This window comes from Thiohalobacter thiocyanaticus, assembly GCF_002356355.1.
Taxonomy (GTDB): Bacteria; Pseudomonadota; Gammaproteobacteria; order Thiohalobacterales; family Thiohalobacteraceae; genus Thiohalobacter; species Thiohalobacter thiocyanaticus_A.
This window is the reverse complement of record NZ_AP018052.1, coordinates 1,921,835-1,935,077: the sequence shown is the minus strand read 5'-3', so window position 1 is coordinate 1,935,077 and position 13,243 is coordinate 1,921,835. Positions and strand designations below refer to the sequence as shown.

The following is a 13,243-nucleotide window of genomic DNA, read 5'->3' as shown; positions in this document are numbered from 1 at the left end:
CACAGACGACCGTCCGCTCGGACGACCGGCCCGGGAACAGGCATGCCCCGGGTTCCGGGAAACAGCCCTGCGGGCGCTTGCACCCATTCCCCGGCACGAGCAACAGGACCACGCAGAATATGCCCAGGACCCACATCACCGAACTCGTGCTGCGCGACGGCCACCAGTCGCTGATCGCCACGCGCATGCGTACCGCGGACATGCTGCCCATCTGCCCACAGCTGGATGCGGCCGGCTACTGGTCGCTGGAGGTCTGGGGCGGAGCCACCTTCGATGCCTGTCTGCGCTATCTCAAGGAGGATCCCTGGGCGCGCCTGCGCCAGCTGCGCGAGGCCCTGCCCAAGGCGCGGTTGCAGATGCTGCTGCGCGGGCAGAACCTGCTCGGCTACCGCCACTATTCGGACGACGTGGTCAGCGCCTTCGTCGAGCGCGCCGCCGCGGGCGGCATCGACGTGTTCCGCATCTTCGACGCACTCAACGACACCCGTAACCTGGAAACCGCCATCCGCGCGGTGAAGGCCACCGGCAAGCATGCCCAGGGAACGATCTCCTACACCACCAGCCCGGTGCACGGCATCGAGACCTTCACGGCGATGGCGCGCGAGCTCGAACAGCTGGGCTGCGACAGCATCGCCATCAAGGACATGGCCGGCCTGCTCACCCCGATGGTCGCCGGCGAACTGGTGCGCCGTCTCGAACAGGCCGTGGATATCCCGCTGCACCTGCACATGCACGCAACTGCCGGCGTGGCCGAGATGTGCCAACTCAAGGCGGTGGAGAACGGCTGCGAGCACATCGACACCGCCATCTCCGCGTTCGCCGGCGGGGCCAGCCATCCGCCCACCGAGAGCATGGTTGCCGCGTTCGCCGGCACCGAGTACGACACCGGGCTGGATCTTAATGCCCTGCAGGAAATCGGCTTCTATTTTCGTGAGGTGAGAAAGAAGTACCACCAGTTCGAGAGCGATTTCACCGGTCTGGACACCCGGGTGCAGATCTACCAGGTGCCGGGCGGCATGATCTCCAACCTCTACAGCCAGCTGCGCGAACAGGGCGAACTGGGGCGGATGAACGAGGTCCTTGCCGAGATCCCGCGGGTGCGCGAGGACCTGGGCTACCCGCCGCTGGTCACCCCGACTTCGCAGATCGTGGGCACCCAGGCGGTGATGAACGTGCTCACCGGCGCGCGCTACAAGAGCATCACCAACGAGGTGAAGCTGTATCTGCAGGGGCGCTACGGCCGCGCGCCCGGCGAGGTAAACGCCATGCTGCGTCAGCAGGCCATCGGCAATGAGGACGTGATCGATGTGCGTCCGGCCGACCTGCTGACTCCCGAGATGGACAACCTGCGCGGGGAGATCGGCGAACTGGCGCAGTCGGAAGAGGACGTCCTGACCTATGCCATGTTCCCCGAGATCGGCCGCGAGTTCCTGGAGCATCGCAACAACGGAACCCTTGTCCCCGAACCGCTGGAGCCGCCCCCGGGCAACGGTGATATGGGCCGGCCAACCGAATTCAACGTCACCCTGCACGGCGAGACCTACCATATCTGGGTGACCGGCGCCGGCCACAAGAGCCAGGAGAAGCGCCCCTTCTATCTCAGCGTGGACGGCGTGCCCGAGGAGATCCTGCTGGAATCGCTGGAGGAACTGGAATACGACGAGGGCGGTGCCCCGCGGCCGAAACAGCCCAGGGGCAGCAACCGGCCCCGCGCCACCCAGCACGGCCATGTCACCACTTCCATGCCGGGCACCGTGATCGACGTGCTGGTCGAGGTCGGTGCCGCCGTCAATGCCGGCGATCCCCTGCTGGTGGCCGAGGCCATGAAGATGGAAACCGAGATCCAGGCCCCCATCGCCGGTAAGGTGAGCGCTATCCACATCGCCAAGGGCGACCGCGTCAATCCCGATGAAACCCTGCTGGAAATCGAGCCTGCCTGATGTCGAACCCTGCATCCCCTGAACACACGCTGGTGCTCGGCTCCAGCTCGCCGTTTCGCCGCGAACTGCTGGCCAGGCTGGGCCTGCCCTTCGAGTGTCACAGCCCGGACATCGATGAATCCGCCCGTCCCGGCGAGTCGCCGCGCGACCTGGTCGCCCGGCTGTCCGAGGCCAAGGCCCGCGCCGTGGCCGCAGTCTGGACGCAGGCGCTGATCATCGGCTCGGACCAGGTCGCCGTGGTCGACGAGGAAATCCTCGGCAAGCCGGGCAGCCATGAACGCGCCCGCGAACAGCTGTCGCGTCTGTCCGGCCGCGAGGTGACCTTTCTTACCGGGCTGTGTCTGTATAACAGTGAATCGGACCGCGTTCAGCTCGACGTCGTGCCCTACTCCGTCGAATTCCGCGATCTCAGCGCTGAACAGATCGAGCGTTATCTGGAACAGGAGCAGCCCTACAACTGCGCCGGCAGTTTTCGTTCCGAGGCGCTTGGCGTCACCCTGTTCCGGCGCATGCAGGGCGATGATCCCAATGCCCTGGTCGGGCTGCCGTTGATCCGGCTGGTGGATATGCTGGCGGAGGAAGGAGTGGGGTTGCCTTGATAAAGATATCCGTCATTGCGAGCGAAGCGTGGCAATGACGGGGTTAATCTGTAACGCAGGTCGGGTTAGGCCTTTCAGGTTGCCCCGGCCTGCTTCACCGAATATTCGAGCCAAGGAGGTACGCATGACCCTGCATATCGAACTCGCGCCGCTCATCGCCCTGGTGGCGGGCATCCTGATTCTGGTCCAGCCGCGCCTGCTGAACATAGTCGTGGCGATCTATCTGATCGCGGTCGGCGTGCTCGGCCTGCTGGGGCATCCGCTCTGAAACGCAACCCGACCTGCGTTACTGCAGTGGTTTCTGGATTACTCGCTGCGCTCGCCCTTCGGGCCGCCCTCCGGGCGTTCAACGCGCTGCGCGCTTTTGTCCGGCCTGCGCCGGGATGACGAAAGGGAAATTCCCAGCCTTCGGCGCCTTTGCGGTTTGATGCTTCGGCCAGCCGCAAATATTGTTGCGTCATCCCCGCGCAGGCGGGGATCCAGTGTTCGGCGATTTCGCCTGACACCGGGTTCCCGCCTGCGCGGGAACGACGTGGAGGGTCTGGGTAAGCGCGGTTCGGGGATGGGTCGGGACGGCGTTGCTATTCCAGCCGTGCCCCGTCCAGCCCGAGTGTGGTGCCCAGGGACTGGCCGAGGGAGGCGCCGATCTGGCGGGCGAAGCGCTCGAAGAAGTCCGGGCGCGGGGTGTAGTCGATGATCTCCTCGGCGCCGATCACGTCGCGCGCCACCTGGCCGGCGCTGCCGAAGCCGTCGGCCAGTCCGAGTTCGACGCCGCGGGCGCCGGTCCAGATCAGGCCGGAGAAGATGGCCGGATCATTCACCAGGCGATCACCGCGGCCTTTCCTGACGGTATCGATGAACTGCTGATGGACCTCGTCGAGCAGGGCCTCGACGTGCTCGACGTCCGCCTCGCGCGCGGGCAGGAAGGGATCGAGGAAGGCCTTGTTCTCGCCGGCGGTGAGCAGGCGGCGTTCGATGCCCAGCTTATCGATGGCATCGACGAAGCCGAAGCTGTCCATGCGCACGCCGATGGAGCCGATGATGCTGGATTCGTTGACGAAGATCTTGTCGGTGGCGGCGGCGACGTAATAGCCGCCGGAGGCGCAGATGTCGCTCACCACGGCATAGATGGGCTTGTCCGGGTACTGCTCGCGCAGCCGGGCGATCTCGTTGTTGATGTAGGCCGCCTGCACCGGGCTGCCGCCGGGGCTGTTGATGCGCAGGATCACGCCGGCCGACTTCCTGGCCTCGAAGGCCCGGCGCAGCCCCCGGGCCAGGGTGTCGGCATTGGCCGGGCTGCCGGCGGCGATCACGCCGCTCAGATCCACCAGGGCTGTGTGCTGGTGCTGGGTGACGCTGGTGGCATCCCACTGATCGGTGCGGGCCAGGAACAGCAGGCCGAACAGATAGACGAAGATCAGGATCTTGAACAGGATGCCCCAGCGTCGGGCGCGGCGCTGCTCGGTGAGCGAGGCGAAGGCCAGACGGTTGAGCAGGTCGCGCTCCCAGTTCGCATCCGGGCCGCGCTCCCGTGACGGCTGATTCCGTTCAGACTTATCGCCGCCCGGCGGTTCCACCCAGTTGTCGTCGCTCATCTGCCCTGTCCTATGCCGTCTGGTTGGCGGTCAGGGGCGGCGGTTGCTGCCGCAGTTCGGCCAGCCAGTCGTTGATATCGGTGAACTGTTCCAGGCACACCACCGGGGCATGGCGCTGCAGCCGTTCCCATTCATGTACCCCGTACGATACCGCAACCGGATGGGCTTTGGCATTGCGGGCCATGGCCAGGTCGTACTCGGTGTCGCCGATCATGGCGGTCTGTACGCTGGTGGCCCCGAGTTCCTGCATGATTTCATGCAGCATCTGCGGATGCGGTTTGGAGCGGGTCTCGTCGGCACAGCGGGTGGTGTGAAAAACCGTGTCCAGGCCGGTCATGGCCAGGGACCGGTCCAGCCCGGCGCGGCCCTTGCCGGTGGCCACCGCCAGCAGGAAGCCCTCCTCCTTGAGCAGCTGCAGGGTCTCGACCACGCCCGGGAACAGGGTACTGGTCTCGAGTTGGCCCAGCCAGTGCTGGCGATAGCGGTCGGACAGCGCCTCCACCAGGGTCTCGCCATCATCGGGGTAGAGGCGGGTCACGGCCTCCTTCAGGCCCAGACCGATGATGTCGCGGATTTCCTCCGGACGGCGTTCCGGCAGCGCGAGGTCGGCGGCGGCAGCCTGCATGCAGCTGACGATCTGGGCCTCGGAATCCATCAGGGTTCCGTCCCAGTCGAATACCAGGAGCTTCAGCTCATTAAGACAATTATCCATGATTCCCTGTGCTTGCAATGTTTTTATAAAGCAGATTATTAATTATGAAAATGCGGATCAGATATCTGATTCCTTCCCGGGGCGCGCATTCTACCCGGATCGCATGACAAATGCGCGTCAGGCTGTCCCGCGGTTCCCGTCGGGGCTCTGTTCAATGGGGTCGCTGTGCAGCCTTTCCAATACCCCGCGCAGGTCAGCGTCCAGCGGCGCACTGACCTGAACCCGCTCGCCCGTGGCCGGGTGGTCGAAGGCGATGAAGTGGGCGTGCAGGAACAGCCGGTTCAGGCCGCGCGCCTTCAGTACCCGGTTGAAGTCCGGATCTCCGTACTTGTCGTCGCCGGCCAGGGGATGGCCGAGGTGGGCGGCATGCACCCGGATCTGATGGGTGCGGCCGGTGTGCAGTACCGCCTCGACCAGGCTGGCGCCGGGCCAGGCCTCCACCAGAGTGAAATCGGTGCGTGCCGGCTTGCCGTCCTCCGCGACCTGGACCATGCGCTCGCCGCCGCGCAGCTGGTTGCGGCGCAGCGGCGCCTCCACCCGCTGGCGTCCTGCCGCCAGCCGCCCCCGGAGCAGGGCGAAGTAGCGCTTGTCCATGCGGTTCTCGCGCAGCTGTTCGTGCAGGGCCCGCAGAGCGCTGCGGCGCTTGGCCAGGATCAGGCAGCCGGAGGTCTCGCGGTCCAGCCGGTGCACCAGTTCCAGGAACTTCGCCTCCGGCCGGCTGCCGCGCAGGGCCTCGATCACGCCGAAGCTCAGACCGCTGCCGCCGTGCACCGCCATGCCGGCGGGCTTGTCCACGACCAGCAGGCGATCATCCTCATAGAGGATGCGGTCGGTCAGCAGCCGGCCGGGGGCGGGTCCGGGACCGGGCTTCTCCGCCGCCGTGCTCACGGGCGGAATCCGGACCCGGTCCCCCGCCGCCAGCCGGTAATCCGCGCGGATCCGGCCTTTGTTGACCCGGACCTCGCCCTTGCGCAGCAGCCGGTAGATGCGACTCTTCGGCACGCCTTTCAGTATGCGCAGCAGATAGTTATCGATGCGCTGACCGGCCTCCTCGGGGCCGATTTCCCGCACCTGAACCTGTGATTTGCCGGTATTCATGGGCGGCTATCATAGCAGCCGCGGGCACCCGTGCAGAATGGAAATATTTACGCTAACCAATTGATTTGAGGGGAAGCCGTTGATATAGTTGGGAGGTCGATTTGCCCGGTTGGCCGGCGACATCACGTCACGGCGGACCGGATTTGCAGGCGACTGCGCAGCACGCGCCGACAAGTTGTCAACAGCAAACAGGTCGCACGCATGCCGCAACGCCACCCCGGGCGATACAGCCCCTGCGGTCAAGTCTGGCCGCCCGCCGTTGTATCTCCCGGTCGTTGATACGAGCAATACGGTTTTATTTCACAATGAATTTGATTGTTCCCTGTTTCATGTCAAGCACGACCGGCCTCACGGACCGGACCCGGGCAGCACTGCTGGTGCTGCTGGGCCTGACTCCCTGGCTGCAGCCGCTGCTGGACCGCACCTGGACGGCGGCACCTGTGCGCCGCGCCGCGCGGTCGGACCTGAAACGGGTCGAGCAACGGCGAGAACAGACCTATGAAAAGAATGCTAGTCAATGCAACTCAGCCCGAAGAGTTGCGCGTGGCCATGGTCGATGGCCAGAAACTCTACGATCTCGACATCGAGGTCCCCTCCCGCGAGCAGAAAAAATCCAATATCTACAAGGGTAAGATCACCCGTGTAGAGCCCAGTCTGGAAGCGGCCTTCGTCGATTACGGCGCCGACCGCCACGGCTTTCTGCCGCTCAAGGAAATCGCCCGCAGCTACTTCTCCGAACAGGCCCTGTCCGGCGACGGCCGCCCCAGCATCAAGGATGCGGTCAGGGAAGGTCAGGAGTTGGTGGTGCAGGTGGAGAAGGAGGAGCGCGGCCAGAAGGGTGCGGCGCTGACCACCTTCATCAGCCTGGCCGGGCGCTACCTGGTACTGATGCCGAACAACCCGCGCGCCGGGGGCGTGTCGCGCCGCATCGAGGGCGACGACCGCAGCCAGGTGCGCGACATCATGTCCGAGCTGAACATCCCCGACGGCATGGGCCTGATCGTGCGCACCGCCGGCGTGGGCCGCTCCACCGAGGAGTTGCAGTGGGACCTGGACTACCTGCTCCAGCTCTGGAGTGCGATCGAGGGCGCCGCCAACGAGGGCCAGGCCCCGTTCCTGATCTATCAGGAGAGCAACGTCATCATCCGGGCCCTGCGCGACTACCTGCGCTCGGACATCGGCGAGATCATGATCGACGACGCCCAGGTGTTTCAGCGGGCGCGCGAGTTCATGGAACTCGTCATGCCGCACAACCTGCACAAGCTCAAGCGCTACGACGATCCGGTGCCGCTGTTCTCGCGCTACCAGATCGAGAGCCAGATCGAGTCGGCCTTCCAGCGTGACGTCACCCTGCCCTCGGGCGGCTCCATCGTCATCGACCACACCGAGGCGCTGCTGTCCATCGACATCAACTCGGCGCGCGCCACCAAGGGCAGCGACATCGAGGAGACCGCGCTCAACACCAACCTGGAGGCGGCCGACGAGGTCGCCCGCCAGCTGCGCATCCGCGACCTGGGCGGGCTGATCGTCATCGACTTCATCGACATGTCCGCGGCCAAGCATCAGCGCGAGGTGGAGAACCGCCTCAAGGAAGCGCTGAAGATGGACCGCGCCCGGGTCCAGGTCGGACGCATCTCGCGCTTCGGCCTGCTGGAGATGTCGCGACAGCGCCTGCGGCCCTCGCTGGGCGAGTCCAGCCAGATCGTCTGCCCGCGCTGCAACGGCCACGGCACGGTGCGCGGGGTGGAATCCCTGGCCCTGTCGGTGCTGCGCATCGTCGAGGAAAACGCCATGAAGGAGAAGACCGCGCGCGTGGTGGCGCTGGTGCCGGTCGAGGTGGCGACCTTCCTGCTCAACGAGAAGCGCAAGTCGCTGTACGAGATCGAGCAGCGCTACAAGGTCAACGTCATGCTCATCCCCACCCCGTCGCTGGAGACGCCGAACTACGAGGTCCGACGCGTGCGCACCGACGAGGTCAAGGGCGAGCAGGCCGTGTCCAGCTTCGAACTGATCCCGGAAGAAAGCGTGGAAGTGGCCGAGACCGGCGGCGAGACCGTGACCCGCCGGGCGGAAGAGCCGGCCGTGAAGATGCTGGTGCCCTCCTCCCCGGTGCCGCCGCCCGCTGCCGAGGCCCCGGCCCCGGCCCGCCCGGCGGCCGGCGGTGGTCAGCCCGGTCTGCTCAAGCGGTTGTGGTCGAACCTGTTCGGCACCCCGGAACCCGCCGAGGAGACCGAGGCGCAGGAGAAACCGCGCAAGGGCGCCGGTGACGGCGGCAAGGGACGTCAGGACAGCCGCGGCGGCCGCAACGGCGGCGGTCGCAGCCGAAGCGCCGGCGGCCGCAGTGGCGGTGGACGTAACAAGCCCAAACGCCAGCCGCAGGAAGCCGGCGGCGAGAAGCCGGCCCAGGACAAGAGCAAGGGCAAGCCCAGGAGCGAAGAACCGCGGGCCGAAGCCAAGCCGGAAGCGAAGCCCGAAGCCAAAAGCGAGGCCAAACCCCAGGCCGAGGGCGGTGCCGAGTCGGGCCAGGCCCGGGAGTCCCGCGGCAGTCGTGGCGGCCGGCGCGGCCGGCGCGGCGGCAGCGGTCGACGCCGTTCGAGCGGCAACCGCCAGCGTGGTGAGAGCGGCCAGCAGCAGGCCCAGGGCGACGGCCAGTCCGAGGACAAGGACAACCGCGCATCAGCCCCGGCTGCTGGCGGCAAGGGCGGCGACGATCAGTCCAGGCAGGATGCCGGCGGCCAGAATCAGGGTCAGAGCGGCGGCGGTCAGGTCGTGGAGATGAAGTCATCCCAGGAGCGGCCGCCGGCGGAAAAGGCCGACAAGCCCGCCCGGGGTGAAGGCTCCGGCAGTGGCACCGCAGCCCCGCCCGCCGCCCAGGACAAGCCCGCCCCGAAGGCGGAGCAGCCTGCTGCACCGAAGCCGGAACAAGCGGCCCCGAAACCGGAACAGCCCGCAGCCAAGCCGGAGCCGCCGGCTCCGAAGCCGGAGCAGCAGTCCGCGCCCAAGCCGGAGCAGCCGGCCCAGGCTCCGAAGGCCGACAGGCCCGCGGGCGATGCCCCGGCGTCGAACGACCCGGCCAAGGTGGTGGGCAACAAGGAATAGCAGTTGCAGAGTCGTAGGATGGGTGGAGCGAAGCGCAACCCATCATCGCCCGGTATGACACGATGATGGGTTACGGCGCCACGCGCCTTCACCCATCCTACAGCTTGTGCTCGATGCGGATGTGTTCGAGTACTGTAGGTCGGGTTAGCGAAGCGTAACCCGACAGGCCTGGCACGGCTCATATCGGGTTACGCCCTGACGGGCTAACCCGACCTACCTGATTGCTAGAGCTTGTGCTCGATGCGGATGTGTTCGAGCAGCCCCTGCGAGGCCGCCTCGATCAGGTCCAATACCCGCTCGAAGCCCTGCCTGCCGCCATAGTAGGGATCCGGCACATCCGTGTCCTGCAGTTCCCGGGCAAATTCCAGAAACAGCTTCAGGCGCTGTTCGTAATCCGGCAGCACCAGTTCCTGCAGATCGGCATAGTTGCTGCGATCCATGGCCAGCACATAGTCGAATTCGATGAAGTCCTCGACCTGCACCTTGCGCGCACGCTGCGCGGACAGGTCATAACCGCGTTTGCTGGCGGCCTCCTGGGCGCGTGTATCCGGCGGTTCACCCACATGATAGGCATGGGTCCCGGCGGAATGGATCTCGATCCGGTGCCCCAGACCGGCCTCATCGACCACCTTCTCGAATACGCCCTGGGCCGTGGGCGAGCGGCAGATGTTGCCCATGCAGACGAACAACACCCGCACCTTGTTCTGATCAATCATACCTGTCGTCTCATTCCGTTACTGCTGTAAATCCAGATTCGCATATTCTAAAACAATAACTTACCCTCGGGAAGGCAGGCCGCACCGGGCAGTTGCAACGGCGGAAAGAATGGCTGAATATCCGGGAATGAACAGTGAATCCGAGCACGAATCGAACGACGACCTGCAGCGCCTGCGCAACGCCATTGGCCAGGTGGTGCAGGTGCAGGACCGCGCCTGCCGCATCATGGAGGTGCTGGAGGATGAAGCCTGTGTCGTGGTTGAATGCCTGGGCATGGACAAGACCATCCAGGCCAACCAGTTCGGCGACGCCACCCGCCGTGTCGCCCAGACCCGCACCATCCCCCTCTACGACCGCGAGCACAGACCGAACCCGGACATCGAGTTGCTGTTCGAGGCGCTGCAGGAGAAGTAAGACACCCCGCCTACCCCGTCATTGCGTCCTTATATCCTTGTCATTGCGAGGAACGAAGTGACGCGGCAATCTCCAAACAGCTGAGTCTGCCGTGTGAGATTGCCGCGCTTCGTTTATGCCCTCTGGGTACTCGCAATGACGGTGGAATTTGACCTGAAGTCGGCACCGTGTACCTCACTCCCCCACCACCTGCACCGCCACCGTCCGCTCCCGCGGCCCATCCAGCTCTACCAGCAGCACAGACTGATACTGCCCCAGCACCAGCCGCCCCTCACTCACCGGCACCACCTCCGAACTGCCCAGCAGCATCGCCACCAGGTGCGAATGCGCATTCTCCGGCTCATCCGGCGGACAGTCCCGCAGATGGATATCGTTATGCAGGTATTCATCCCCCGGCGAGACCAGGCGGGTGAAGAAGGCCTTCACATCCCCCAGCAGCCGCGCCTCGTTCTCGTTGATGGTCAGGGCCGTGGTGGTATGCCGGGAAGTGATGGTGACAAAGCCGTTGTCAATGCCGCTGTCAGCCAGGCAGTCGCGGATCTGCGGCGTGACATCGTGCAGGGAGATGCCGGCGGAAGTGGACAGCTGCAGTTGGAAGTATTTGCTAAGCAAATTTCACATCCGGTCGCGTTAATCGTTTCATTTGGCGCCGTCAATTACACCAAGCCTGGCGGCGGCCTCATCGCCGGGCGGAGCGCTGCATTCGACCCGGTTACGCCCGCGCTGTTTGGCAAGATAGAGCATCCTGTCCGCCGCCTCCAGAATCATCGACGGATCCGTGTCGGCCGCCGGCACCAGGGTGCTCACGCCCGCACTGATCGTCACAATGCCGTTCTCGACCGGGATCTGCTTGTCCTCAACGGCCTGCCGGCAGCGTTCCGCGATCGCCCGGGCCGCGTGCGCATCGGTATCGGGCAATAACAGCACGAACTCCTCACCGCCGTAACGGGCCAGCAGGTCCGTGGAGCGTGACGATACCCCCTCCAGAAGGCTTGCGACGGTCTTCAGGCAGTCATCGCCCGTGACATGACCGTGGCAGTCGTTGTATGCCTTGAAATGGTCGATATCCAGGACGATCAGCGACAGGGGCTCCTGATGCCGCTGTGCACGGGCCCATTCCGCTGCCACGGTCTGATCGTACATCCGCCGGTTGGCGACGCCGGTCAGCGCATCATTGAAGGAAAACGACTCCAGCTGCTTGTTCAGCTTGACCAGCACGTCTTCCATGCGTTTGCGCTCGGAGATGTCAAAGATGAAGCCGACCAGGGCGGTGGTAACACCATTCTCGCGGATGACATGCACCACGTCGCGTACCCACACATAGCCGCCGTCGGCCGTCAGAGCGCGGTAATCGGCCTCGTGATCAATGCCGTGCTCGGATTGAGAGACGCACAGGTTCGCCGTCTCCTCACGGTCTTCCGGATGAATCCGGTCGATCCAGTCCTGGGCGGTCGCCCAACTGTCCTGAGTCCAGCCCAGCAACTTCTCGATCTGGGGCCCGATGTACTCGAACTCCTTGCTTTGCCAGTTGATCTTCCAGGGGATGGCCTTGGTCGACTCCAATAAGGTCTTGTACAGGCTGTCAGGATCATTTCCGTTCATGGTCATCAAAATATCTTTTTGCAGGAATTCCGGCATATGAAGGGCGCTGCCCCATTATTCACTTAGATCGCGGGATTATGCCCGATTGAATAAACTTGCGATAGTTTGTGCAGTGCTTCTCGCGACCAGTCTGCGTGGTATATGAATCGTATTCCTCGTCCGCCCGCATCCAATCGGTGCATACCCTTTCCAACTTCACCCCTGTAGGACTCCGTTTTCTTTCTTCCTGCGTCTGGTGTTGAAGACGGAGGTTGCGCTGGCGCTGCTCCTGTGCTGCATCATTAATTTCATCATTGAACGCAGATATTGCCTGCGCCGTCTGATGTTCAACCCACTTCAGCTCGATCCAGTCCGATGCCAGGTTGCCAATGACTACTGCCATCAGGATGATCACAAATAGCAAAAGATAATTGACGCTACCGCCCTCCCTTCTAATCTGCTTCGGCATCATCTGTTTCCTGTTGTGTAAATATACAGACCTTGAAGAGGGGTTGGGTTTTAATGGGTGTTCACCATCTTCAGCATAAAATATGGATTACCCATTAACAACGGGGTGAGGTCTTGCAATCAAGCATTCGCGTGTTGCAATGCAAGACCTGACCCCGCCACTGATGTACCCGTTAATATTTAATGATCCGGACGTGCTCGATGGAACCTTTTGGTGCTAAGCTTTTCGAGGATTGATTTTATCCTCGATTTAAATTTTAGTTTATTAACTTCCTTGAAGACTCGGTCAATACGCTCAATCGCCATATCCTCCCTTTCATCAAGCCTCCCATCTGCCTCGATCACCTCCCTGAGAAGATGCAAAATTTCTTTTGACATATCATCGTAACTGCAATCAGGGTTTTCCTTCTTGTATTCCGCCAGACTGCTCGCGAGCTCTGCTATAGAAAATTCAGATATATTGGATTCAATGAATAAAAGCCCCTCATTGACAAACTCTTCGTTATACCCCCAATCATTAATAAAACTGTTGGTTATCGATATTTTCTCTGACTCGTCAATTTCACCATCAATGATTGCCACCCTCAGGGCCAAAGGCGCGATAAGGTCAAATAAGGCAAGTGCCAGAACGTCCATCGGTGTATTAATGAATTGAGGAATGACTGTGACGCGACTGCTGGTATTGTTCTTTACATACCGACTAATTCCCACCCAGGCGCCGCCTGTAAACAATCCTGCCGCAACAACCCATCCGATGGGAGTCGCCGCCGCTCCAACCCCTAAAGCAGAAAGAAACCAGCTTGGTGCAAAAAAAGTTGATGCCACGGCTGATGATTGCGCAATGGCTGCACCTGTAGATGCCGCACCAAGTGCATCCCAGATTTCTATCACCTTGTTCTTTACCCTGAGTGACGCGTAAGCGTTCTCACCGATAGAAAGCCTTGCCTTGAATTTTAGCGGCTCATCAATGATTGTATCTATATCATCGAACCACTGATTATTGTTTTTTTGCTCCACGAC

At 63.0% G+C, this 13,243-nt stretch carries 13 protein-coding genes; 5 read left to right on the top strand and 8 right to left on the bottom strand.

Annotated features, from left to right (window positions below; genetic code table 11):
• Positions 1–119: 119 nt before the first annotated feature.
• The 3 genes from oadA to CFK21_RS08900 all read left to right on the top strand — a co-directional run bounded on the left by oadA (position 120) and on the right by CFK21_RS08900 (position 2,807).
• A complete protein-coding gene (gene oadA / locus CFK21_RS08910) occupies positions 120–1,940 on the top strand; it encodes a sodium-extruding oxaloacetate decarboxylase subunit alpha (RefSeq protein WP_096366332.1) in 1,821 nt (606 codons plus the stop codon).
• Positions 1,940–2,539 (top strand): Maf family protein, encoded by a 600-nt coding sequence (locus tag CFK21_RS08905; protein ID WP_096366331.1) that lies wholly within the window; start codon positions 1,940–1,942, stop codon positions 2,537–2,539. The genes oadA and CFK21_RS08905 overlap by 1 nt, the downstream gene beginning before the upstream one ends.
• Before the next feature lie 124 nt (positions 2,540–2,663).
• Positions 2,664–2,807, top strand: a complete 144-nt coding sequence (locus CFK21_RS08900; RefSeq protein ID WP_096366330.1) for a DUF3096 domain-containing protein — start codon at positions 2,664–2,666, stop codon at positions 2,805–2,807.
• 313 nt (positions 2,808–3,120) lie between these two features.
• Here CFK21_RS08900 and CFK21_RS08895 read toward each other — a convergent pair whose 3' ends face one another.
• From CFK21_RS08895 to rluC, 3 genes are all read right to left on the bottom strand, one after another.
• Positions 3,121–4,134 carry a S49 family peptidase gene (locus CFK21_RS08895; protein ID WP_096366329.1) on the bottom strand — a complete coding sequence of 338 codons (1,014 nt, stop codon included), beginning with the start codon at positions 4,132–4,134 and terminating at the stop codon, positions 3,121–3,123.
• A gap of 10 nt (positions 4,135–4,144) precedes the next feature.
• On the bottom strand, positions 4,145–4,846 hold the full coding sequence (locus CFK21_RS08890) for an HAD-IA family hydrolase (protein ID WP_096366328.1): 702 nt from the start codon (positions 4,844–4,846) through the stop codon (positions 4,145–4,147).
• Between the two features lie 117 nt (positions 4,847–4,963).
• The gene (rluC, locus tag CFK21_RS08885) at positions 4,964–5,944 is read right to left on the bottom strand and encodes a 23S rRNA pseudouridine(955/2504/2580) synthase RluC (RefSeq protein ID WP_096366327.1); all 981 of its coding nucleotides are present in this window, start codon (positions 5,942–5,944) and stop codon (positions 4,964–4,966) included.
• 498 nt (positions 5,945–6,442) lie between these two features.
• On the opposite strand from rluC, the gene rne reads away from it, so the two are divergent.
• Complete coding sequence (gene rne, locus CFK21_RS08880; RefSeq protein WP_096366326.1) at positions 6,443–9,043, top strand: ribonuclease E; 2,601 nt, start codon at positions 6,443–6,445, stop codon at positions 9,041–9,043.
• A gap of 224 nt (positions 9,044–9,267) precedes the next feature.
• Here the strand turns inward: rne and CFK21_RS08875 are convergent, their stop codons facing one another.
• Positions 9,268–9,759: a low molecular weight protein-tyrosine-phosphatase gene (locus CFK21_RS08875; protein WP_096366325.1), complete on the bottom strand. Its 492-nt coding sequence runs from the start codon at positions 9,757–9,759 to the stop codon at positions 9,268–9,270.
• A 127-nt stretch (positions 9,760–9,886) separates the two neighbouring features.
• On the opposite strand from CFK21_RS08875, the gene CFK21_RS08870 reads away from it, so the two are divergent.
• Entirely contained in the window at positions 9,887–10,174 is a 288-nt protein-coding gene (locus tag CFK21_RS08870; protein WP_096366324.1) for a hypothetical protein, read from the top strand.
• A 174-nt stretch (positions 10,175–10,348) separates the two neighbouring features.
• Here the strand turns inward: CFK21_RS08870 and CFK21_RS08865 are convergent, their stop codons facing one another.
• The 4 genes from CFK21_RS08865 to CFK21_RS15220 form a co-directional block, all read right to left on the bottom strand.
• Positions 10,349–10,786, bottom strand: a complete 438-nt coding sequence (locus CFK21_RS08865; protein ID WP_096366323.1) for a secondary thiamine-phosphate synthase enzyme YjbQ — start codon at positions 10,784–10,786, stop codon at positions 10,349–10,351.
• A gap of 27 nt (positions 10,787–10,813) precedes the next feature.
• Positions 10,814–11,812, bottom strand: a complete 999-nt coding sequence (locus tag CFK21_RS08860) for a GGDEF domain-containing protein (protein ID WP_231971486.1) — start codon at positions 11,810–11,812, stop codon at positions 10,814–10,816.
• 22 nt (positions 11,813–11,834) lie between these two features.
• The gene (locus CFK21_RS08855; protein WP_096366321.1) at positions 11,835–12,227 is read right to left on the bottom strand and encodes a hypothetical protein; all 393 of its coding nucleotides are present in this window, start codon (positions 12,225–12,227) and stop codon (positions 11,835–11,837) included.
• Positions 12,228–12,403: 176 nt separating this feature from the next.
• A complete protein-coding gene (locus CFK21_RS15220) occupies positions 12,404–13,240 on the bottom strand; it encodes a TerB family tellurite resistance protein (protein ID WP_157745556.1) in 837 nt (278 codons plus the stop codon).
• Positions 13,241–13,243 lie beyond the last annotated feature (3 nt).

Bases quoted from the DNA above. Each gene is read 5' to 3' on its own strand.
- oadA (WP_096366332.1), top strand. From the start codon at position 120: ATGCCCAGGACCCACATCACCGAACTCGTGCTGCGCGACGGCCACCAG.
- CFK21_RS08905 (WP_096366331.1), top strand. From the start codon at position 1,940: ATGTCGAACCCTGCATCCCCTGAACACACGCTGGTGCTCGGCTCCAGC.
- CFK21_RS08900 (WP_096366330.1), top strand. From the start codon at position 2,664: ATGACCCTGCATATCGAACTCGCGCCGCTCATCGCCCTGGTGGCGGGC.
- CFK21_RS08895 (WP_096366329.1), bottom strand. From the start codon at position 4,134: ATGAGCGACGACAACTGGGTGGAACCGCCGGGCGGCGATAAGTCTGAA.
- CFK21_RS08890 (WP_096366328.1), bottom strand. From the start codon at position 4,846: ATGGATAATTGTCTTAATGAGCTGAAGCTCCTGGTATTCGACTGGGAC.
- rluC (WP_096366327.1), bottom strand. From the start codon at position 5,944: ATGAATACCGGCAAATCACAGGTTCAGGTGCGGGAAATCGGCCCCGAG.
- rne (WP_096366326.1), top strand. From the start codon at position 6,443: ATGAAAAGAATGCTAGTCAATGCAACTCAGCCCGAAGAGTTGCGCGTG.
- CFK21_RS08875 (WP_096366325.1), bottom strand. From the start codon at position 9,759: ATGATTGATCAGAACAAGGTGCGGGTGTTGTTCGTCTGCATGGGCAAC.
- CFK21_RS08870 (WP_096366324.1), top strand. From the start codon at position 9,887: ATGAACAGTGAATCCGAGCACGAATCGAACGACGACCTGCAGCGCCTG.
- CFK21_RS08860 (WP_231971486.1), bottom strand. From the start codon at position 11,812: ATGCCGGAATTCCTGCAAAAAGATATTTTGATGACCATGAACGGAAAT.
- CFK21_RS08855 (WP_096366321.1), bottom strand. From the start codon at position 12,227: ATGATGCCGAAGCAGATTAGAAGGGAGGGCGGTAGCGTCAATTATCTT.